The sequence below is a fragment of the Sphingobacterium sp. UBA2480 genome (genome assembly GCF_002341965.1).
Lineage (GTDB): Bacteria > Bacteroidota > Bacteroidia > Sphingobacteriales > Sphingobacteriaceae > Sphingobacterium > Sphingobacterium multivorum.
Window position 1 is genome coordinate 107,215 of sequence record NZ_DDPA01000003.1, and the last position, 22,915, is coordinate 130,129.

Annotated in this window: 16 protein-coding genes; 7 read left to right on the plus strand and 9 right to left on the minus strand. The window is 41.1% G+C overall.

Going from position 1 to position 22,915, the window contains the following annotated elements; translation table 11 throughout:
• Positions 1–20: 20 nt before the first annotated feature.
• From B3600_RS06340 to B3600_RS06355, 4 genes are all read left to right on the plus strand, one after another.
• Positions 21–1,238 (plus strand): AGE family epimerase/isomerase, encoded by a 1,218-nt coding sequence (locus tag B3600_RS06340; RefSeq protein ID WP_083295890.1) that lies wholly within the window; start codon positions 21–23, stop codon positions 1,236–1,238.
• 6 nt (positions 1,239–1,244) lie between these two features.
• On the plus strand, positions 1,245–3,233 hold the full coding sequence (locus B3600_RS06345; RefSeq protein WP_286752427.1) for a family 20 glycosylhydrolase: 1,989 nt from the start codon (positions 1,245–1,247) through the stop codon (positions 3,231–3,233).
• Between the two features lie 68 nt (positions 3,234–3,301).
• On the plus strand, positions 3,302–4,459 hold the full coding sequence (locus tag B3600_RS06350; RefSeq protein WP_286752428.1) for a sialidase family protein: 1,158 nt from the start codon (positions 3,302–3,304) through the stop codon (positions 4,457–4,459).
• Positions 4,460–4,632: 173 nt separating this feature from the next.
• Positions 4,633–5,901 carry a family 16 glycosylhydrolase gene (locus B3600_RS06355; protein WP_070564865.1) on the plus strand — a complete coding sequence of 423 codons (1,269 nt, stop codon included), beginning with the start codon at positions 4,633–4,635 and terminating at the stop codon, positions 5,899–5,901.
• A 185-nt stretch (positions 5,902–6,086) separates the two neighbouring features.
• Here the strand turns inward: B3600_RS06355 and B3600_RS06360 are convergent, their stop codons facing one another.
• From B3600_RS06360 to B3600_RS06380, 5 genes are all read right to left on the minus strand, one after another.
• Positions 6,087–6,335, minus strand: a complete 249-nt coding sequence (locus B3600_RS06360; RefSeq protein WP_286752429.1) for a hypothetical protein — start codon at positions 6,333–6,335, stop codon at positions 6,087–6,089.
• A gap of 782 nt (positions 6,336–7,117) precedes the next feature.
• Complete coding sequence (locus B3600_RS06365) at positions 7,118–7,396, minus strand: hypothetical protein (protein ID WP_286752430.1); 279 nt, start codon at positions 7,394–7,396, stop codon at positions 7,118–7,120.
• A 5-nt stretch (positions 7,397–7,401) separates the two neighbouring features.
• Positions 7,402–8,112 carry a hypothetical protein gene (locus B3600_RS06370; protein WP_070564880.1) on the minus strand — a complete coding sequence of 237 codons (711 nt, stop codon included), beginning with the start codon at positions 8,110–8,112 and terminating at the stop codon, positions 7,402–7,404.
• Between the two features lie 184 nt (positions 8,113–8,296).
• Positions 8,297–10,534, minus strand: coding sequence for a Tex family protein (locus B3600_RS06375; protein ID WP_286752431.1), 2,238 nt, complete (start codon positions 10,532–10,534; stop codon positions 8,297–8,299).
• An 85-nt stretch (positions 10,535–10,619) separates the two neighbouring features.
• Positions 10,620–11,141: a Sec-independent protein translocase subunit TatA/TatB gene (locus B3600_RS06380; protein ID WP_046673947.1), complete on the minus strand. Its 522-nt coding sequence runs from the start codon at positions 11,139–11,141 to the stop codon at positions 10,620–10,622.
• A 241-nt stretch (positions 11,142–11,382) separates the two neighbouring features.
• Here B3600_RS06380 and B3600_RS06385 point away from each other — a divergent pair, with 241 nt between their 5' ends.
• Positions 11,383–12,759, plus strand: coding sequence for an MATE family efflux transporter (locus B3600_RS06385; RefSeq protein ID WP_070564888.1), 1,377 nt, complete (start codon positions 11,383–11,385; stop codon positions 12,757–12,759).
• 83 nt (positions 12,760–12,842) lie between these two features.
• Here B3600_RS06385 and B3600_RS06390 read toward each other — a convergent pair whose 3' ends face one another.
• From B3600_RS06390 to B3600_RS06400, 3 genes are all read right to left on the minus strand, one after another.
• Positions 12,843–14,204 (minus strand): dihydrolipoamide acetyltransferase family protein, encoded by a 1,362-nt coding sequence (locus B3600_RS06390; protein WP_286752432.1) that lies wholly within the window; start codon positions 14,202–14,204, stop codon positions 12,843–12,845.
• 112 nt (positions 14,205–14,316) lie between these two features.
• Entirely contained in the window at positions 14,317–15,576 is a 1,260-nt protein-coding gene (locus tag B3600_RS06395; RefSeq protein WP_286752433.1) for a competence/damage-inducible protein A, read from the minus strand.
• 275 nt (positions 15,577–15,851) lie between these two features.
• Positions 15,852–18,485 (minus strand): putative LPS assembly protein LptD, encoded by a 2,634-nt coding sequence (locus B3600_RS06400; RefSeq protein WP_286752434.1) that lies wholly within the window; start codon positions 18,483–18,485, stop codon positions 15,852–15,854.
• A 201-nt stretch (positions 18,486–18,686) separates the two neighbouring features.
• On the opposite strand from B3600_RS06400, the gene B3600_RS06405 reads away from it, so the two are divergent.
• Complete coding sequence (locus B3600_RS06405) at positions 18,687–19,487, plus strand: N-acetylmuramoyl-L-alanine amidase family protein (RefSeq protein WP_046673952.1); 801 nt, start codon at positions 18,687–18,689, stop codon at positions 19,485–19,487.
• 61 nt (positions 19,488–19,548) lie between these two features.
• The gene (locus tag B3600_RS06410) at positions 19,549–20,496 is read left to right on the plus strand and encodes an MlaD family protein (protein ID WP_046673953.1); all 948 of its coding nucleotides are present in this window, start codon (positions 19,549–19,551) and stop codon (positions 20,494–20,496) included.
• Positions 20,497–20,665: 169 nt separating this feature from the next.
• Here the strand turns inward: B3600_RS06410 and B3600_RS06415 are convergent, their stop codons facing one another.
• Entirely contained in the window at positions 20,666–22,747 is a 2,082-nt protein-coding gene (locus tag B3600_RS06415; RefSeq protein ID WP_286752435.1) for a S9 family peptidase, read from the minus strand.
• Between the last annotated feature and the right edge of the window lie 168 nt (positions 22,748–22,915).

Consider the following 22,915-nt stretch of genomic DNA (forward strand, 5'->3'; position numbering starts at 1 on the left):
TGATGTAAGTAGTAAAACACATGAAACAGATAAGTATAAAAGATACCGCAAAAATAATAGACAGGGATTACTTGAAGGATTTGGAAGTATTCTATCGTGATCAGCTTTTAAAAGACACTGTACCATTTTGGTTTCCACGGTCCATTGACCATGAATATGGCGGATATTTGTTCATGCGCGATCAGGATGGGACTTTGATAGATACCGATAAAGCCGTATGGATACAGGGAAGGGCATGCTGGTTGCTGGCCACACTTTACAATACGGTTGAACAAAAAGAGGAATGGCTGGAAGGAGCCCGAATCGGCTATGAATTTTTGAAAGAGCATTGTTTTGACGCTAATGGAAAAATGTATTTTCATGTTGACCGCCTAGGCGATCCTATTCGTATGCGTCGCTATTTCTTTTCGGAGACTTTCGCAGCAATCGCCTTTGCAGCCTATGCAAAAGCTACTGGAGACGAGGAGATAGCAGATGAAGCACGACATCTGTTGGGAATTTGCCTCGCGTATGCAAATGGAGAAAAATTGATCGAACCAAAGTATGAAGCCACAAGGCCAATGAAGGGAATAGGTGTGCCGATGATTATGATCAATACGGCACAGCAGATTCGTGAGACCATTGGGGATCCGCGTTGTGATCGTGTCATCAGTGATTGTATCGCACAGATTGAACGTGATTTTGTTAAGGACGATATTCGCTGCGTGATGGAACAAGTAGGACCTGAAGGTGAAATTGTCGATCATATTGACGGTCGTACACTCAATCCCGGACATGCTATCGAAGGAGCTTGGTTTATCCTACATGAAGCTAGATCCCGGGGAAACGATCCGCATTTGATTGATCTAGGCTGTCGTATGTTGGATTATATGTGGGAACGGGGCTGGGATAAAGAATATGGTGGTATACTCTATTTTCAAGATGTCTATGGAAAGCCAGTACAAGAATATTGGCAAGATATGAAATTTTGGTGGCCGCAGAATGAAACGATTATCGCAACATTACTCGCTTACCTGATGACTGGGAATGAGAAATATAAAAATTGGCATCAGCAGATCAATCAGTATGCCTATGATCATTTTCACGATAAAATCAATGGCGAGTGGTATGGTTACCTCCATCGTGATGGGAAGATTGCCCAAACCGCAAAAGGGAATTTGTTTAAAGGTCCTTTCCATCTCCCTCGCCAAGAATGGTATTGTATGCAAACTTTAAAGGAATTTAATTCCCTTAAGTAGAAGATTATGGAGCACCAAAAGTCCATTACATGTACATTGCTATCCGGTCTGCTGGTTATTCTTATTTTAATCAGTCCTTTATGCTGTCTACCGGATTCAATCAAACCTCCTTTGCTTCCTATGCCCCATGCTGTGAGCTGGAAAACAGGGCGTTATTGTTTGCCGGATCTTGTCCATGTGCATATCAAAGGGGAGGTTGAAAATGCTGATAGGCAGATGTTAAGCCTCTTGTTGAAAGATTGGAATGTAACTCAGGTTATTTTCGACAACTTCAAGAATAAAAATATCACCATTGTTTGTGATCACGAATTGGTTTTACCTTCGGCATCATTGGAGGCTTATCGGATCGACGTAGATGAACAGGGAATACAGATCGAAGCCAGAACGAGTAGCGGTGTTTTTTATGCCTTACAAACTCTGGGTCAACTCAGAGGCAGTGATGGCAAGTTGCCCTATTGCTCCATTACCGATTATCCTTCCTTTCGCTGGCGCGGTTACTTGGTAGACGTCGGACGAAATTTTCAGTCAATGGATGTGCTAAAGGAGCAGATCGATGTCATGGCGCGCTATAAACTGAATATTTTTCACTTTCATTTCACTGAGGATATTGCTTGGCGACTGATCAGCAAAAAATATCCCGGTTTGACCGACTCGACGAATATGGAGCGTTGGAAGGGAAAGTATTATACCGTTGAGGAAATGCAAGAACTAATTCGGTATTGTCGTGATCGGCATATCCAACTTGTACCCGAAATTGATATGCCGGGACATTCAGCAGCATTTCGCCGTTATTTTAAAACTGATATGCAGAGCGATAGCGGCATAGCTATCCTCAAGGAACTGGTTAAGGAATTTGCAAACACTTATCCTGGACTACCTTATCTGCATATTGGGGGGGATGAGGTGAAAATTCATAATCAAGAATTTTTACCGATGATGACAACATGGACGGAGGATTTGGGTCTAAAAACTATTGGTTGGGAACCCGGCGGCAATTTGCAGCCAAACACAATCCGGCAGCTTTGGATGGGTGGCCCAAAAGCTATTACTAATGATTCGCCTTTTGAAGTCATTGATTCAAAGCACTTGTACATCAATCACATGGATCCTTTAGAAACGGTGACGACCTTGTTCTATAGGCAGTTGGGCGGACAGTCTTCAGAAAATGAAAAGTTAATGGGTGCTACGCTATGTTCATGGCCCGATCGCGCGGTGAAGAATGAAAACGATCTATTTCGTCAAAATGGAGTTTACCCCGCTTTATTGACATTTGCGGAGCGCAGCTGGCGAGGGGGAGGGGATTTTGCATGGCGTAGTAATATCAAAACGGATGTGAAAGGATTGGCTGATTTTGTCGAATTTGAAAAGCGTTTACTTACACATAAACAACTGTATTTTAATGGTCTTATCTTTCCCTACCACCAACAAAGTAGGCAAAAATGGATATTATACGGGCCTGTGGAAAATAAAGGCGATCTGGGTATGGCCTTAAAAAATGAAGCTGCAGGAGATTTTAACGCTTTGAAAAAGATCGGCGAGTTTTACGGAGGTACCATTGTATTGCGCCATTGGTGGGCTGATGTTGTTAAAGGGGCGATTGACCGTCCACTTGAAAATAGTACCGTGTATGCCCTGAGCAAAGTGTGGAGTGAAAAAGGGGGCGACCAAGGTTTTTGGATCGGTTTTAATGATCTCTCGCGTTCGTATGCCAGTGATTCACCACATTTGGGGACCTGGGACGATCGAATGAGCACACTTTGGGTCAATGGACATAAAGTGCTTCCGCCAGATTGGCAACAGGCGGGCAAAAAAGGAGACTTGGAAGTCCCCTTAATTGATGAGGGATACAGTTACCGAAGTCCTACGATGATTCAATTGCGCAAGGGCTGGAATACCATTGTAGTCAAACTGCCTGTGGGGAAATTACAAGGGAAAGACTGGCAAAATCCACTAAAATGGATGTTTACCTGCCTCCCGATTGAAAGGGAGCAGTAAATCGTATGTCACAATGCATGAATGCAGATGAAATTTTTAAAGAAAAGTAACAATAAACTTATATCGATATGAAGAAATTAGGAACAATGGTGGTATTTGCAATGTTAGCCAGTATCTGCCATGCACAGGAAGTGAATGTGTTTGTTTCAGGCGAAGAGGGCTATAAAAGCTATCGTATACCTGCCATTGTAAAGGATAAAAATGGGCAGTTAATTGCTTTTGCCGAAGGTCGGGTGGATCATGCTGGCGATTTTGGTAATGTGGATATTGTTTATAAAACTAGTAAGGATAATGGAAAGACCTGGGGGCCATTGCAAGTCGCTGTGGACAACGATAATTTACAGGTCGGAAATCCAGCACCTGTAGTTGATCTATTGGATCCAGCATATCCTCAAGGACGTCTCTTACTTTTTTACAATACGGGGAATAATCATGAGGGAGAAGTGCGCAAAGGGAATGGCTTGCGGGAATGTTGGTCAATTAGTTCATCCGATGGCGGTAAAACATGGTCCAAGCCACAGAATATTACGCTCGAGACACATCGCCCCAATCAACCGTCAGTGAATGCGCAATATACCTTTAAGGACGATTGGCGAACCTATGCGAATACACCTGGGCATGCTTTACAATTTGATTCTGGTAAGTATAAAGGACGCATTTATATTCCTGCTAACCATTCTGAAGGAAATCCAAAAGAAAATGGCAAGGACTATTTTGCGCATTCGTATTATTCGGACGATCATGGAAAGACCTTCAAGATAGGGGCGAGCGTGAAATTTGAAGGATCAAATGAAACCATGGCCGCGCAAATATCGCATACAGGACTGTATATGAATTCCCGTAATCAACAAGGTAACGTAAAATCGAGGATTGTGTCCTATTCCAGTGATGGTGGTGTCAGTTGGGATACAACCTATTATGATAAAAATCTGGCCGATCCAGTCAACCAGGGCTCGGTACTTTCCTGGCAAAAGAAAGGGAAATATGTATTGGCTGTTTGTAATGCTGCATCAACCCACAGAAGGGACAATCTAACCGTTCGTTTAAGTAAAGATCAGGGCAAAACATGGTATTTCAATCAGGTCGTTGCCAAAGCTCCCGAAGGTGTGAAAGGGGATTATGCTGCTTATTCCGATTTAGTACTTTTAAATAAAAATAAACTCGGTGTTCTATTTGAAAAAGAGAATTACAGCAAAATTGTCTTTCTGCCAGTAAATTTTAAATAATCAGGCACATCGTGTTATCGAAATAATACACATTTTCTTTCATTTCTTCCTTTTGGTTAAAACAGGAAGGAAGAAATGAAAGAAAAAAATGAATCTTCGTTTCTAATGCAGCTTGCTCCACAGGCTGTCAAATAACGCTATAAACTTAATTAAAACCAATAATCCAAAACTAAATGAGAAAAACCAAATTTTGGCTGGTGTTGAGCCTAATCGCAACTAGCCTGTCTATTTTTGCCTGCAAAAAAGACTCGACAACAACAAAAACTTCGATTCCGGAAGTCAGTAAGGCGAAGGCCTCGACTAAGCTATTCAATGCTACTGCCGTAGCGACAACAGATTACGAACTGATCTGGTCGGATGAGTTTAATAGTAACGGGGGATTTGATTCCACAAAATGGTCTTATGCAGACAGGGGCACTGTCGCATGGAATAAGTATATGACCTCCCTGCCGGCTTATGCATCCCAAGACGGGAGCAATCTTGTATTGCGTATGGATAATGCTGTTGTAGCCGGAGATCCTGTTGCCTATCATGCGGGTGGAGTTAAGTCGATGGGAAAATTTAGTATGACTTATGGTAAAGTTGAAGTGAGGGCTAAGTTTACACAAGGAAGAGGCTCCTGGCCTGCGATTTGGATGATGCCCGAACCGGCTACGGCGTATGGAGGCTGGCCAGCCTGTGGTGAAATTGATATTATGGAGCATGTCAACAACGAAAGTGTGATGTATCATACAATCCATAATAGCTCGGTTACCAATGCAAATGGTGGAAGCACCGCTTCAAAAGCGGCCACTTATAATACGACAGATTACAACTTATATACGATGATCTGGAGTCCAAACGACATTCGATTTTACGTCAACAATGTATTGCAATATACCTACGCAAGGGTTTCTGGTGGCGGAACGCAACAATGGCCATTTGACGTACCTTTTTATCTGATTTTAAATCAGGCCGGTGGAGCTGGATGGCCAGGAGCGATCACAAATGCTGACCTGCCCTTTAGTATGCAGGTTGATTATGTACGTGTGTATAAGCTACCTTTATTTAGCAATGGCGATTTCGAAAGTGGTACCATCTATCCATGGACAACATGGGGTGGCGGATCATCGGTCGTTTCCACCGACGCCCGGACAGGAAGCAGATGCATCCGCGAAACGGGCGGGGAGACATCCATTGAACAATACCTGACCGGTTTAACGCCAAATACGACCTATCGGTTCGGTGGCTACGCCAAAGTGTCTACAGCTGGCCAGTCAGTTAGTATCGGCGTCAAAAACTTTGGTGGAACTGCAGTCAATGCGACTATTGGTACGACAAGCTATTCCAATGCTTCGGTTACTTTTACAACTGGCGCCAATAATACTACGGCTACGGTCTATTTCTATAAACCCTTGAGCGGTACTGTGTATGGTGATGATTTCTATTTAGAAAAACTGTAAAACACCTTAGTTGAAAGAGCAGTGGTTTTAGTTCAGCCACAGCTCTTTTAGCGATATTGCGTGATGACGAGGGTATCGGTCCGCATGAAGGATGTCGATATAACTTCATAACTACCTAATTAAAAATGTCAGATAATGCCGAATAAGGGCCATGAATCGTTGCGGTAGTTAACGGCAGTATCTCCTTATTTCCTTAAAACGAGTGTATGTCCATTTTGATAGAGTGTCATTTTGTTTTCGTTACGTTCAAAAACGATCTTTACACCAAATTGCGGTTGGACCAGCGTGTTTCTATCCTTCGCTTTTAGCTGAAATGAAGATTGACCAACGACCTGTCCAAATACTTTGTTGCCCTCTCTCGTAATATTTATCTGAATAGGAGGTTGCTCGCTTTTATATTCGCCAATGAGACTTGAAATTTCTTCCTCCGTCAATTGTAATTCCGCAAGATCAGGAAGTGGAAACGATCTTCAGCAAGTTATGCTGCATATTGTTCGTCTTTGTCGGACCGTTGAGTGAAAATTTGGGCCTCAAACTATTTGTGATGGTCATCGCAATTGCTTGATTACAAATAGTTAAGGTAAATATTAATCTTGATACATGCAAATACCAACGTATACCTAATCCCACTATTCAATCAGTATTGATACAGTTTTTAATCATTACTTATTCAGTCTACACTGAGCGATCACTGAACAATCACTGAACAATCACTGAACAAGCACTGTGAAAAAGACGAATTTGATCGCTCTTTGACACCCATTTGTTCCGACAGAAATTAATGGAAAAAAATGACGGGAGTGACGCGGTATGACCCTTAAAAAAGAAAAGCGGTGCGTGGGGTTAAGATAGTAAGCATTGATTTAAAAAAAAACACTTGAAGTGGGGAACTTCAAGTGTTTAACCTAACCAATTATTAACCTAAATTTATGAAAAGTATACTTTCTCAAGTATAGTAGACTATATTCAATATCTGTGCCATTCTACTTGTTAGTTTTATACTATTTTTCTTTGTGTTATTTTTGTTACGTAATATCACTTGATTTGGTTGATGTTATATCTTATTTGGTAATATTTTTATGTTTTTAAAGATGTTAAGTAGTTTGAAAAAGGATTGAGTTAATTTTTGGTAAAATTTTGCCTATTTTATTGGGCAAACTTTCCGCATGTGTATATAAAAGAGAACAGCCCCTGTCCGAAAATAGGGTAATTGTTATTACACAACGTAACACTTGAAGAGTTCTTTCCACTCATCATCAAGATTGCCTCTGTATACATTTTGTTTGGCGCGGCGATACCAATATTCTGCATTCCATTGATCACCTTCTTTGCGGTGTAAATAAGCATGAACATGTGCTGCGTCGGTTCCCCCCAATTGATCGATGAGGTCGTGCGCGGTTTTCCAATTTCCTTTCAGATCATACCAAAGTGACTTTTGTACCGCTGTCCAATGCTGAAGTGGACATTCAAGTGATTGAAATTCTTCTATTGTCATATTTTTTATTCAGTTATTTCTTTGCTCCAAATTTCATAAATATCGTCTCCTTTCGAGCTTTTTCCTCTATGCTGCCATCTGCCATCTACAATTTCACCGTCAAAGGCCAGTTCTTGCCCAACTCGATTATTGTCTCTCGAAAAGAATTGTATTTTTTCAGTATACCGATTGTTATCGTATTGATAATTGCCCCCGCCAGTACCATAGAAACCTTTTTGTGCAGGATTAATCGCTATCCATTGAAAATAGCCATCAACCAATATTTTGATTGTTTTACGGTCTGCTTTCGGAATATCCTGCATTTTTTCTCCTTGTTGGCGACCAGTGATGCGCCAAAGTGCGTCCAGGTCCTGCGGGACTTTTTTCTGTTTAATATAGAGATGATAGCTATTGGCTATTTTTAGGCGAAGGGAGTCTGCTTCACTCCGATACGGCAATTGAGTTGTTTTGCCGATGGCAGATGAATCCTGTGAATTATACTCGATGGCGATATTGATCAGATTAGGCTGTTTATCAAGTGGCCCACCCCAGGTATGTTGAAAACGTTTTCTGACATCATCGTAACTTATAAACGAGATATAATGATCTTTAACGAGCATTAAGTGTTTATTGATGCCATCCTGGTATAGATAGGCTCCGTCGTGAAGTTGCTGTGCCTGGATTTTAGAAAAATAAATTCCAAAAAATAGGAAGAATAGTAAGGTACAATTTTTCATAACGGGTCTAAACTTGTTTCCTCTAAAGATACAAAATAAAACAGCGATACGAATGATGGACATTGGATTTAATCGAATCAAAAAAAAGCTGACCAGTCGCCGCAGTACCGCCAAAAAATGTTAAGCACTTTTATGAGGGGCAGTCCGGCGAACGGTCAGCTTTTCGATAGGATGTTACAACTATCTATTTGAACTTACTCGCCAATGCAGCGAGCTTGCTGGCCATATCCGTTTGTGGCTCGGCCTGCTTTTTAGGTTCATTTTTTTTGTTTTTGGGTAGCGCAGGCTTTTCATCTGTTTTCATTGACAATGCGATACGACTACGCTTTTCGTCTACTTCTGTTACTGTTACCATGACGTGTTGCTGTACTTTGACGACTTCATGGGGGTCCGATATATAGCGATTCGATAATTGGCTTAGATGTACCAAGCCATCTTGATGTACGCCAATATCAACAAAGGCTCCGAAATTTGTAATATTCGTCACGATTCCTGGCAGCTTCATGCCCACTTTTAAATCCCCAATGGTATTGACGCCATCTGTGAATGAGAATGCTTCGAACTTTTCCCTTGGATCTAATCCGGGTTTCGCTAATTCATTGAGAATATCATTCAATGTCGGTAATCCAACTTCCTCTGAGATATAGTTTTTCAAAGGGATCGATTTTCGCAAGTCAGCGTCAGTCAATAGATCTTCTACTTTTTTGCCAAGGTCTTTGGCCATTTGTTCGACCAATGCATAACGCTCGGGGTGTACCGCCGACGAATCCAGTGGGTTTGCGGCATGGCGGATGCGTAGAAAGCCTGCAGCTTGTTCAAAGGCTTTATCGCCAAGGCGAGGAACTTTTTTCAGTTCGCGCCTGGAGGCAAAAGGACCGTTCTCATTCCGGTATTTGATGATCTGTTGTGCCAGGGATGGACCAAGACCGGAAACGTAGGATAAAATTTGTTTGGAGGCCGTATTCAATTCGACACCGACAGCATTTACGCAACTGATGACGGTATCATCCAATGAAGTCTGGAGTTTATTTTGATCTACATCATGCTGATATTGTCCGACACCGATCGATTTTGGATCGATCTTAACCAGTTCAGCCAATGGGTCCATCAACCGTCTACCAATAGATACTGCGCCGCGTACCGTAACATCTTGATCTGGAAATTCTTCACGGGCAGTTTCGGAAGCCGAATAAATAGAGGCTCCACTTTCATTGACCATTACGATGGTAACGTTATTTAATCCGAGTCTCCGTACAAATTCTTCCGTTTCACGACCGGCGGTCCCATTGCCGATTGCGATGGCTTGGATATCATATTTTGATACTAGATACTGAATTGTTTTTTTTGCTTCTGCAAGTCCATTGGCTCCTGTATGCGGAAAGATGGCCGTATTTTCTTTAAGCTGTCCCTGTTCGTCCAGAACAACCGTTTTACAGCCTGTACGAAATCCTGGGTCGATCGCGAGCAGCCTTTTCTGCCCTAGTGGAGCGGCTAGAAGTAGTTGACGCACATTGTCGGCAAAAACTTTGATGGCTTCTTCATCGGCTTTTTGACGTGTCAATACACGAATTTCCGTCTCCATAGAAGGTTTTAACAGCCGCTTGTAGCTATCGACCAAGGCGAGTTTTACCTGAGCTGCGGCATCGTTGGAACCCTTAATATAGATGGATTCGATACTTGGTAGAATTTCTTCTTCATTGATATCGATATCTAAATAGAGTAATTCCTCTTTTTCTCCGCGGCGCATGGCCAGCACACGATGTGAAGGTGCATTTTTCAACGGTTCAGACCATTCGTAATAATCTTTATACTTTAGTGCAGCTTCTTCCTTTCCAGGAACTACCCGTGAAACAAATGTGCTTTTTTCGAGGAATATCGCTCTCGCTTTGGCTCTCACTGTCGCATCTTCCGCAATGATCTCTGCGATGATATCGCGGGCACCGGCTAGTGCCTCCTCTGTATTCTTAACGCCTTTTTCTTCATCTATTAAACTGTCGGCAAGGGGGAGGAAATCTCCTATTTCTTGTGCTAAAATAAGATCCGCTAAAGGTTGCAGACCTTTTTCACGTGCCACACTGGCGCGAGTTTTACGCTTGGGTTTGTAAGGCAAATAGATATCTTCGAGACTGGCCATGGTTTCGGCACCCAAAAGCTGCTGCTCAAGCTCCGGTGTCAATTTTCCCTGATCGTTGATCGATTTAAGAACAGCTTCTTTACGTTTATCTAAATCACGCAGCTGCTGGAAACGATCTCTGATCGTGGTGATTTGAACTTCGTCCAAACTACCCGTCATTTCCTTACGGTAGCGTGAGATAAACGGAACGGTAGCACCTTCGTCTAATAGTGCTATAGTCGTGCGAACTTGTTTTTCGCTAATAGAAAGCTCATTAGCAATGGTAATTTCGTGTGTTGATAAGCTCATTGTCGGTTTAATCTTAAAAAGTAGAGCTGTTGAATGGTGATTCAACAGCTCTAAGTATATCTAATTATAAACTAAAGTAGTAAAATTAAGCAGGTTTACTGGTATTGTCCTGCTCAGGAACTTTTTTATCTTCTACCTCGTTGTTTTTCGTTTCAGCAAAATGATCGTTATACCCGTACGTGATGTGAGATGGCTCTTCGCCATAATCGGGTTGTTTATGTGGGTTATGCTCGACGACACCGGCAGGTGTTGTGAATTCATATTTTTTCTTTGGTTGATCTGTTTCTGAACCTTCTACGGCTTCCTGTGGCTTAGCCCCTTCTTCGTGTGCTGCTTGAGCTTGCTCTTCAGCCAAACGAACATCATTAGGAACAGTTTCTTCTTTTACTTCTGTTTTAACGTCTATGTCTTTCTCGAAATTATTGATTTGATCTGAAATTTCACGTTTGATACCTTCTGATGCATCTTTGAACTCACGTATTCCTCTTCCTAAACCTCTCGCCAATTCAGGAAGTTTTTTGCCTCCAAAAAGTAACAAGATTGCAAACACAATTAAGATCATCTCTTGTGTTCCGATGTTTAGAAATGCTATTACTGGATTGTACATACTCTTTTTCCTCTTCTTTTGATTACTAACTAGATGCTAAGGTACATTTATATTTCTATAGTTCTTAGACCCAAAAGTAAATTTAAGATAATTTTAAGGTATTTGAAACATAAAAATTACTTAACAAAGTGCGGTTATTTGATGGGTGTAAATTGTTATATTTTTGCTAAATATTTTTTAATATGACGATAGGGCGGAAATATCTTCGTATTTTTGTGGCTATTTTTTTGGGAAATCGATTATGTTGGGAAAATTTAAAACATTTAAACCGTATTACAAAAGTACGATGGTATTGGCGGGGCCAGTGGTGATCTCACAATTGGGACATACGCTGGTGCATACCGCAGATAGTGTGATTGTTGGACATTTTGCAGGAACCATTCCATTGGCGGCAGTTTCGTTGGTACATGCTGTTTTTATGGTTGTTATGGTCATTGGTTTGGGGATAGCGTATGGCATCACGCCGTTGATTGCGCAGGAGAATGGTCGTGATAATAAAAAAGAATGTGCTATTTTGTTGTCTAATAGCTTTTGGTTAAATATTATTGCGGGACTCTTGTTATTCGCATTGGTCTATTTTGGTTCAATGTTGGCGATCGATCACCTCAACCAAGATCCGGCTGTGGTGAAGGAGGCAAAGCCTTATTTGCTTATTCTGAGTTTATCGATGCTTCCATTAATGGTATTTAGCACCTTTAAGCAATTTGCTGAAGGCCTGGGGTTTACTAAGCAAGCGATGAATGTAACTATTTGGGGGAATGTACTGAACATTATTTTGGCGATCATCTTTGTCAAGGGGATGTTTGGCATCAGCCCAATGGGGGTCAAGGGAGTCGGATACAGTACATTGATCGACCGTGTGTTAATGATGTCTGTGATGATGACCTATGTCTTGCGATCGCAGAAATTTAAAGGATATATTCAATACTTTAAAGTGACATTGGTCGATCGGGAGCGATTGTTGAAGATCGTACGGATCGGGGCACCCGTGGCTATGCAATATGTCTTTGAAATTGGGGCTTTTGCAGGGGCATCCTTATTAGCGGGTACCATAAGTGCGACAGCGCAAGCTTCTCATCAAGTAGCCATACAGCTGGCCGCGATGACGTATATGATGGCGAGTGGTATTGCTGCTGCTGCAACAATCAAGGTAGGGAATAGTTATGGTAATCGAAATCTTTTTCGTCTCGAACGATTTGCCATCACGTCGTATCAATTGGTGTTGATCTTTATGGTGATTACAGCGTCTTTGTTCGCGCTATTGAATGATTATTTGCCTTATATCTTTACCTCAGATCATGCCGTGGTGATTATTGCTTCTCAGCTGTTGATTATTGCGGGCCTTTTCCAATTGTTTGATGGTACGCAAGTTGTCGGTCTGGGAGTGTTACGTGGGATGGGGGATGTGAATATACCAACCCTAATCACATTTATCGCTTATTGGATTATTGGGCTACCAAGCGGCTACCTCATGGGCGTCGTGTTTAACTGGGGTATCAAGGGGATTTGGTACGGGTTAACGCTGGGCCTGCTAAGCTCTTCGCTTTTACTGTACCTGCGGTTTCAATTGGTGATTAAGAAGAAAAAAATACAGTTCGAACAAAGTATGTTTAAGTAACAAAACGTATATACTAAGTAACAAAAGTATATACTAAATAACAAAAAACGGCTCTGTTAAGAGCCGTTTTTTTATTCTGATTGCTAGATTACTCTATTGCTATCCCAGTTTTCCAGGTAGTCAGCCACACGTTTTAAGAAAGTACCTCCGAGAGCACCATCGATTGCACGGTGATCGTAAGAGAGTGACAGATACATCATATGTCTAATACCAATCATATCGCCATACTCTGTTTCTATAACCGCTGGTTTTTTCGTAATGGTACCGACAGCCAAGATTGCAGCTTGCGGCTGGTTAATGATAGGCGTTCCCATAATATTACCGAAAGCGCCGATATTGGTGAATGTAAATGTACCATCTTGGGTATCGTCAGGCTTCAATTTATTCGCCCGTGACCGTTGTGCGAGGTCGTTGACACTTTTACTCAACCCGACTAAGCTTAATTGGTCAGCATTTTTGATGACCGGAACGATGAGATTGCCATTAGGCAATGCTGCAGCCATACCAATATTGATGTTTTTCTTCTTGATGATATTGTAACCGTCGATCGATATATTGACCAATGGAAAATCTTTGAGAGCCTTGCTAATAGCCTCGATAAACAAAGGGGTAAACGTGATGTTTTCTCCTTCGCGTTTTTTATAAGCATCTTTAACTTTATTGCGCCACAAAACTAAATTGGTGACATCTGCCTCAACAAAAGAACATACATGGGGAGAGGTCTGTACGCTTTTGACCATATGGTCTGCTATCAATCTCCGCATACGGTCCATTTCAATGATTTCATCACTGCCATTGGCAACGGTGTGAACATGCGACGGAGCGCTGGAGGTTATTTTTGGAGAATCCGTACCCATGCCCGTGCTAGTGTTCGTGTGCTCTGCCGGAATGGCTTTTGTCGATTTTGAGGAGGAATCCCGATGCGATACATACGTTAAAATATCTTCCTTAGTCACTCTTCCCTCTGCTCCGGTACCCTGGATACGGTCAAGTTCATCCTGGGACAATCCTTCGTGGCGTGCGATATTTTTCACTAAAGGTGAATAGAAGCGAAGGGTATTTTCGTATGAAGAAGATGGAATTTCAGCTGTTACATTGGGCAGCTGGTCTACACCTGGGATGTTCAATGCTATGATCTCTTCGGGAGTTGCCGCTGAAGGAGCGATATTTTCTTGTGCTTGAATCGCAGGTTCTTCATTTTCGCCTTCAATTTCTATAATTGCAACGACTTCACCAACTTGGACAGTCTGGTCTACGGTATAGCAATGCTCTTTTAAAACACCTTTTACAGGGGAAGGTACCTCTGAATCAACTTTGTCAGTTGCAATTTCCAATAAAGTGTCATCTTCCTCAATCAGGTCACCAGGTTGTTTTAACCATTTTGTGATTGTTGCCTCGGATACACTTTCTCCCATTTTTGGGAGCAAGAGTTTATATAAAGCCATATTTTTTAGCAATCTCGTTATAGAAAAACGAAGTTAAATAAATTGTGGTTTACTTTCAACAATTTAAAATATTATTCCTTAAATAACGTGTTTTTTGAAATATTATTTTACTTTATTGTGTATCCTGTTCTTTTTCTTTTACAAGCAACTTCCATAGAAGTAATAAAGCATTCATACGGGTACGTTCGATGTTGATCAGTCTGTCGTTATCAAATTGAAACTTCTTGGTTAAAATTTCCTTTTTCCCGGCAACAGCCACCCAAATAGTGCCAACTGGTTTCTCAGCTGTTCCACCACCTGGCCCCGCTATTCCAGTTGTCGCAATAGCATAGTCGGAAGAAAATGCCTTTTTTGAACCGGAAGCCATTTCGATAGCAGTCTGCTCACTTACTGCTCCATATTGGATTAGTGTTTCTTCCTCGACGTTCAACAATTGTTGTTTTAACGCGTTGGAGTAGGGGATGGTACCACCAAGGAATATCGTGCTGCTTCCCGCTACAGCGGTTATTGAAGCGGCGAGGCTACCCCCGGTACAACTTTCTGCAGTAGTCAATGTAGCACCTCGGCGGCCAAGCTCTTTAATCAGATAGGGCTCGATGCTTGTGTCATAGTCCGCGATGACATAGTGTTGTAAACGATGGAGTAGCTTTGTTTTAAAAAGGGCAACCTGGAGCATAATGTCAGATTTATTCCTGCTTTTTCCAGAGAGTCTCAATCGGATAAAGGCCAAGGTTGGTAGATAGGCCAATTTTATGCTGGAAGGAAGTTCTGCTTCGATATCCTTTATTTCTTCTGCCAAATATGATTCTCCGATTCCGCCAACCAAAATGGTCTCGTGACAGATAAATAAGTCAGGATCCTGTTTGGCTAATAGGGGCAGCACATGTTTTTCCATCAGAAATTTCATCTCAAAGGGCACGCCAGGCATAAAAATAAACCTCTTTTGGTCCTGATGGACCAGCATGCCGGGCGCGGTGCCATAGTCGTTAAATAGGACCTCACAATTTGCTAAAACATCGGCCTGCTGTAGATTGATGTCGAGCATTGTTAGATTGCGCGATTCAAATATGTTGGTCACATGCCGAAGTACATGCTCATCGCGGATCAAGGTGGTTCCAAAATATGCTGCGGCCGTTTTTTTTGTCACATCATCTTTCGTCGGGCCCAGGCCTCCAGTGATTAAAATAAGATCTGCCCGCGTTGAAGCCTCTTTCAATGTCGTTGAAATAGCCTCTTCTGTATCAGGGATCGATGTCATTTGAACGATATCGACTTCGAATTGGAGCAGTTGTTTGGCAATCCAGCCTGAATTGGTATCAATAATCTGACCGATGAGAATCTCATCGCCTATGGTAATAATCTCTGCTTTCATCTTTAAAATAATTATGCGACACATCCCTACGGTGAAAAATACATATGTGGGTATGTATCGTGTTTGATTTTCTCAATCTTCTGGTGTTAAAATGTCCATGCGCTAGCGCCTAAAAAATGAAAATTCAATCCCAGAAGATTCAGTATATAAACTTACATAAAATTGCGGCTCAACGAAATGTTTAAGATGTATTTGATGGAAGAAGTTTTTTGAAAAGAAACTGAAAATTCTTTTTGGCCAATATGAATATAACATTTCAAAAAAAAGCAGTTATTTTAAAAATAACTGCCTCCTGAACTGGCTCTTTTTGTGAGCTTAAGATCTTGTAAGATCGATGCCTTGGCACGAATGGTGACGTTGTAGCTTCGGAACCGCCCAAAAGGCATCCAGCCAAATGACATATCCCAACAATGCAGATCGCGATAGATATTGAAAGAGGTCATGACCACTTCCTTCTGTTTGAAATCGTACCCCGATTGAAAGGTGACTTTCCATTTTGGCGTAACACTGAAGTCGCCATGTAAATTCAATGTGCTTGTGATCTGGCTCTGCATTCTTCGTGTACTGGAGTTGAACGATTTTGCCATATTGAAACTGAACGATGCCGCAAGGTTCCATGGGATGTTAAAGTCCACAAATGCGTTTGGATCTGAGCTGATTCGAGCTAAGGCTTGTGCCTGTTCGGGAGTCATACCCGCTCCTGTCATTTCTTTTCTTAAAGAATCAATATTGTTATTACGTGATTTCGCAGCCTTAGGATTCAGACTATAGTCAAAGGAAAGACCAAAGTTTGTCAGGCGCGCAAGGCTACCGTCTTTAATGGCGTAGCGATTGACACGGACACCATTTTCGTTGACCGAATAAGGATCAAATGTACCGTTGAAGTTTACATTCATCTTTTGGTCGAAAAAAGCTGTACGGCCAGAGAAAGTAATTGGGGACAACTTTAGCGAGTCGGCCACAAAGTTGTAATTTCCACTGAACGTCAGACCTTGAAGAATAGGGATTTTCTTCAAACCGCCATCTGTTGTATCGGATTTACTCTTGACCTTTGCTTCGATATTATTGTCAATGGAAAAACCTATCCCCGCAGATTTTCCTGCAGAAGGAGATCCGTAGACACCCTGACTAAAGATTGAGTATACATTTCTGTTTCCATATTGATCATTATAATGCTGATAGAAACCATATCTTGGATCCGAAAAATCGGGTCTATAGTTCAGGTTGATCGACGGTGTAACGACGTGTCTGAGCTCCTGAAGCTTACCGATTTTCGGATAGTAATGTCCATAAACCTTGGTCGAAAGTCCGGTCGATACCGAGTAATCGTATGCACGATTGAATCCCTGAACGGTATCGATACGTTGTTTATAACCTGCAGCGGTATTGTCGATGCTTTGTCGCGTACTTTGTAAATACCAACGTTCGGTATAGTTTACACTGGTATTGAACTGGAAGTATTTAAAAGCATTGAGTGATAGACTGATTGGAATATTGTGTTGGAAACCATTTTGGAATTTTTTGAAACCTCCTGGTTTAAACAACAATGTATCAATGGTGCTTACCGAGTTTTGCGCTTGGAAACTATAACCGACATTGATGCGTTGATACCATTTTTGTTCACCGACACGGTCTTTGCTGTCAAATGGATTGAAAGAGGATACATTTAAGCTGATGTTGGGTAAACTCATCTGTATACTGCGTGTAGCCATGTCCTGGTTATGCGTTAAGCTGGCCGTGAGGTTTACCTTACCATCGGCAAATACTTTTCCATAACTGATGGACGATCCCATACGGTTACGGGCAAGATTTTCATAGGTATTTTGTGTACTTCCGGTTCCGGTATTTTGAAAGAAAGAACTTGTACCAAAGTTAACACTTGCAGAGAAAGATGTTCCTGGATTGGCTTCCTGCCGTTGGGTATGGTTCCATGTGACGTTAAAATCCTTATTGGAGCCGTAATTGGATGTTCCTTCAATACCTGTTTTGGTATTGGCGTAACGGATATTAAAACCACCGTTAAATTTATAGTTGACGGTATAGCGCGTATTGATGGAAGCTTCCCACGAACCTTTAGAATACAAGGAACCTCTAATCTCACTGTCCCAGTAATCGTTGAAGGCCAAATACCAACCGATATCCCGCATGGAGAATCCTCTGGTATAATCTTCTCCAAAAGAAGGGAAGAGAAACCCGGATGCTCTTTTATCTGGTTTTGGGAAAAATGCAAATGGAAATGCCACGGGCATCGGTACACCCATCACGACAAGGTAGGCCGGACCAGAAATAATCTGGTTCTTAGTGACAATTCCTTTGGTGATATGAATTCCAAAATGGGTATGCGGATAGGGTAGATTACAGGTACTATATAATCCCTTGTAAATCGACATTTCGTCGTAGATATTCTTTCGAACAACATTGGCCTGGATAAATCCACCATCAACTTCGGTCATAATACCGTAGGTATTTCCCTCTTGCTTTTCGTAATCGTAGTAGAGTGAATCTACTGTTTTCGGTGATTCACCATTACCCATGATGACAATAGGACGCCCTACATATTTACCACTTTTGTCGTAGATCCCAGAAGCAAAAATCTTTTTCTTGTTTCGATCAAGACGGATATAATCGGCAGAAAGTTCAAAATCTTGGTACTTTACTTTTGCTCCGCGATAAAGGTGACTGATATTCTTGGCAACTTCAGATTTCTGCGAGTCAACCGCAATAATGCTCACTTCGGCCTGCAAGCCACTTCCTTTTTTCTTGGTTGTATCGTTTACAGATTTGGTCGTATCTGCAGTTTTCGATTTACTCGTATCTTGCGATTTATTGGTCGCCGAAATAGGATCTTTACCTTGAAGTCCGTTCTGTTTTAATGGAATATTACTTTGAGCAAAGCTAGCATTGCTCATTGCAAGAATGATAAATAGTGTTAAAATGTTGATTAACGACTTCAAAATTAAAGACAAATGTTATTTTTGTGAAATAATGTTAAACTTCGAGAGACAAAATTAGTCAAAAAAGCAATAGAAAATATGTTAAATATCGTTATCTATTAAAGAAATAATATTGACGCATTTTGATTCGTTTATAGTAGAGCAAATAATTATTCAATGAAATCAGATTTAAGAATTAGAAAATGGTGTAGCGTTGTGTTCGCTACTTTGGGATTTTTTTTATTGAATTCTTTCACATTAAACAATGGGCAAGCAGTGCCTCCAGACTACCAAATAAAAACGATTGTAATTGATGCGGGCCATGGTGGTAAAGATACCGGAGCACAAGGGCGGCGATCGTTGGAGAAAAATGTAGCCCTTGAAGTTGCGTTAAAATTGGGAAAGCAGATTCAGAAAGATATTCCGGGTATCAAGATCATCTACACGAGAACGACGGATGAATTTGTTGAGCTTTACAAACGTATTCGCTTGGCGAATGCCAATAAAGCAGATTTATTTATTTCAATACACTGTAATTCCAGTGGTGCTAGCGCACATGGTACCGAAACATTGGTCTCGGGTTCGCATCGTTTGGGACAGCAAGATGCTGCAGTTCGTGAAAATGCGTCCTTGTTACTGGAATCAAACTATAAAGAAAATTATCAGGGATTTGATCCAAAAGACCCTGAAAGTGCTATCATCTTCTCCTTGATGAAAAACCGATTCCGTGAAAAAAGTATTCGTCTGGCGCAGATGATTGAAGGTGAGTATGTGAAGGCAGGGCGATATAGTAGAGGATTCTGGGAGAAAGGCTTAGCTGTATTGGCTGAAGCAGGTATGCCCGCTGTGCTTACAGAAATTGGCTTTATTAGTAATAGAGAAGAAGAGAGCTACCTATTGTCTGATGAAGGGCAACAGGAAATTGTCAATAATTTAGTTTCCGCTCTGAAAATTTATAAAAATTCTGTAGAACGCTAAACAGATTTGCTTTTATGCTGTTTTAAACTTAAATTAATGATCATTACTAAATAGATTATTTGTGAAAATTTCAAACGAGACAAAAGTCGGCATATTAGCAACAGTTGCGATAGTTTTATTATTTATTGGCTATAGCTTTCTAAAAGGAAATGATGTTTTTAGCAGCGACAACACATATTACACAACTTATGAAGCTGTCGATGGCCTAACTCCATCAAAACCTGTTTTAGTAAATGGTTATCAAATCGGTCGTGTATCAAAAATGATTCTCCTACCTGATGGCAAAATTAAGACAGAGTTCAAAATACACTCCCATTATGATGTTCCAAAGAATACAATTGCGCGGATTTCAAGTACAGATTTGTTGGGAAGTAAGGCCATTGTTTTCGAAATGGGCAACAGTAAGGAATTGGCAAAGGATGGGGACTTTTTAGCTTCAGGTGTCCAACCGAATATTATGGATAAGGTTGAACCCATTCAAAAACGGATCGAAACAATTACCATTAAACTGGATTCAACATTATCGGTTGTCAATAATGTCTTAGACAAACAGTTTCAGGATGACTTTAAAAGAAGTATTCATAGCATTTCCACTTCTTTGAAAAATGTAGAAGGCATCACCAAAGATGTCGAAGGTCTAGTGGGGGATGAAAAGGGGAGACTCAATCGAATCATGGCCAATCTCGAATCAATTACATCCAATTTTTCACAAAATGGCGAGAAAATCAATGCGATCATGTCTAATTTGAATAATATTACCGATAAGGCCGCTCGATTGGATTTTGAACATACCATGAACAAAGTAAATGCCGCAGTCAATGATTTTCAGGAGATCACGGGAAAAATCAATAGTGGTAAAGGATCTATTGGTTTATTGTTAAATGACGAAGCGTTATATAATAATCTCAATAATGCTTCAAAGGAAATGGATAATTTGATGAAGGATGTGAAAGAGAAACCCGGGAAATATATCAAACTTTCCATCTTTGGAAAAAAAGGCGAGAAATAGATTTCAGCAATCAGATCAAATAGGATACATAAAAAAGCCTGCATATTGCAGGCTTTTTGTTTTTATATGTTCACTCCCTGAGTAACGCTTTTTGGAATTTAAACAGGTGAAGGCCGACTTTGTCAGTTGCGAAAATACCTGATTTTACAAGCGGATTTTGCACACCTCGTTATAAAGTTTCCTTAAGCCAGGTAAAGAATTCTCTTTGCCAAACTTGTGCGTTTTGTCCTGACAGTACCCAGTGATTTTCATCAGGTAGATAGACCAGGCGGCTCTTAATTTTTTTGAGTTGAGCCAATTGGAATGCCGCTAACCCTTGTCCGATTGGAACACGATAATCTTTTCCGCCTTGAAAGATTAAAATTGGCGTGTGCCAATTATTTGCTTTTTCAATGGGGTTGAATGCGGTATAGGATTTCTCATTTTTGCTATCCCAGTACGCCCCACCCAGTTCGTGATTGGCAAAAAAGAGTTCTTCTGTGGTACCGTACCAGCTTCTCATGTCGAATAAACCATTGTGCGCAATGAAAGTTTTGAAACGGTTTTGATGCACGCCAGCTAGCTGATAAACCGAGTACCCACCATAACTAGCTCCAATCGCCGCACGACGAGTTGTATCTACATAGGATTCTTTGGAGATATCGTCTATCGCTGCCAAGTAATCCCGGATTGGCTGACCGCCCCAGTCCTGAGAAATGGCTTCATTCCATTTTACACCCCAGCCAGGCATACCCCTGCGGTTTGGAGCGATGACAATATAGCCTTGTGATGCGATCAATTGTAAATTCCAACGGAAGGAGTAAAATTGCGTCAGGGCAGATTGAGGGCCACCTTCACAGTAAAGTATGGTTGGATATTTTTTTGCAGGGTCAAAGTTTGGCGGATAGATTACCCATGAAAACAGATCTGCTCCATCGGATGCCTTTGCGATACGTTTTTCAATTTTGTTTTCGCTGATGCTTGCATATTTTGCATCGTTGACTTTAGTGACCGGAGTTAAAGATTTGGTTTTTAGATCAAAGCTGAAGATTTCTGTTGCACGGGTAAACTTTGTCGAGCTAACGATTAATTTGTCAGCTACTTGGCCTACAATACCGGTGATGTCAAAGTCACCTTCTGAAATTTGATGTATTTTTGGTAAACTTTTAGCTTTGATATTGGTCGGTACTTCAAGTTCAAATAATTGAACTGTGCCTTTCGTTGCAGCTGTAAAATAGATTTTCCGGTTGTCATTGCTCCAGATAAAACTATTGACGGTACCATCCCAATGTGCTGTTAGGTTAAGTCGAATCGAGCTATTCTTATCAAATAGCATGATGTCATTTTTGTCCGATTCATAACCATCGGTCTTCATGCTGAGCCACGTTAGGCTTTTCCCATCGGGAGAATAGGTTGGGGCTGTATCATACCCATTCATTCCTTCTGTCAGGTTAGACGTCGTTCCGCTAGCGAGATCATAGCGATAAATATCGGTATTGGTACTGACAGCATAATCTGTTCCGAATTTCTTTTTACAGACATAGAGCACTGCCTTGCTATCGGGAGACCAGGCAAAATCTTCTGCGCCACCAAATGGTGCCTGAGGGCTGTAGAAAGCTTGATCCTTTAATAGGTCTACCGGCTCGCCAACTTTACCATCAATATAACTCGCCACAAAAGGATGACTGAATTTGCCATCATTGAAGGTATCCCAATGTCTGTAGTCTAAGTTGTCATAGATATAAGCGTCCGACTTTGGTAGTTCGGGATATTTATCTGTGCTGTGGTATTTTTTTACGAGCACGGACTGGCTGAAGAGTATTTGTTTTCCATCAGGAGAAAACTTGACATTTTCTAAAGCAATATCGCCATTCGTCAATTGAACTGCTTCAGCCTTAGATAGGTTCTTCTTCCATAACTGCCCCTTTAACAAATAAATGACGTCGCCATTTGGTTCGATCTGAACGACTGTTTCACCACCTTTTTGGTCGGTGAACTGACTGCTAGTCCCGTTTGTGAGTGAAACTGTATAGAGATTTTTTTCACTTGAATTGCTCTCCAGATTATAATTGGAAACACCGTATACCAATGTTTTGCCGTCTGCAGAAAGTCCTTCGGCCGAAACACGACCAAGGTCCCAAAGTGTAGTTGGGTTGATCGGTTGTGGCGATTCCGACACTAATTTGGAGTTATTTTTTCCGTCTTTGCTTTCTTGCGCATTGCTTAGGTTACACGCCATAATCGCTAATGTAAGTATTGTAAGTTTTTTCATCTGTTTAAACATATCTATGCCGCTGAAAAATTTCTTCGCAAGTTACAGAATTTGGTCATAAATGCTAAGTCGAGTAAAAAAATAGCCATCTCTTTCATTTAGAAATGGCTTATTAGAATTGTAAATCCTTATTTTTTTAATAGTATCTGAATTAATACCCAATAAAGT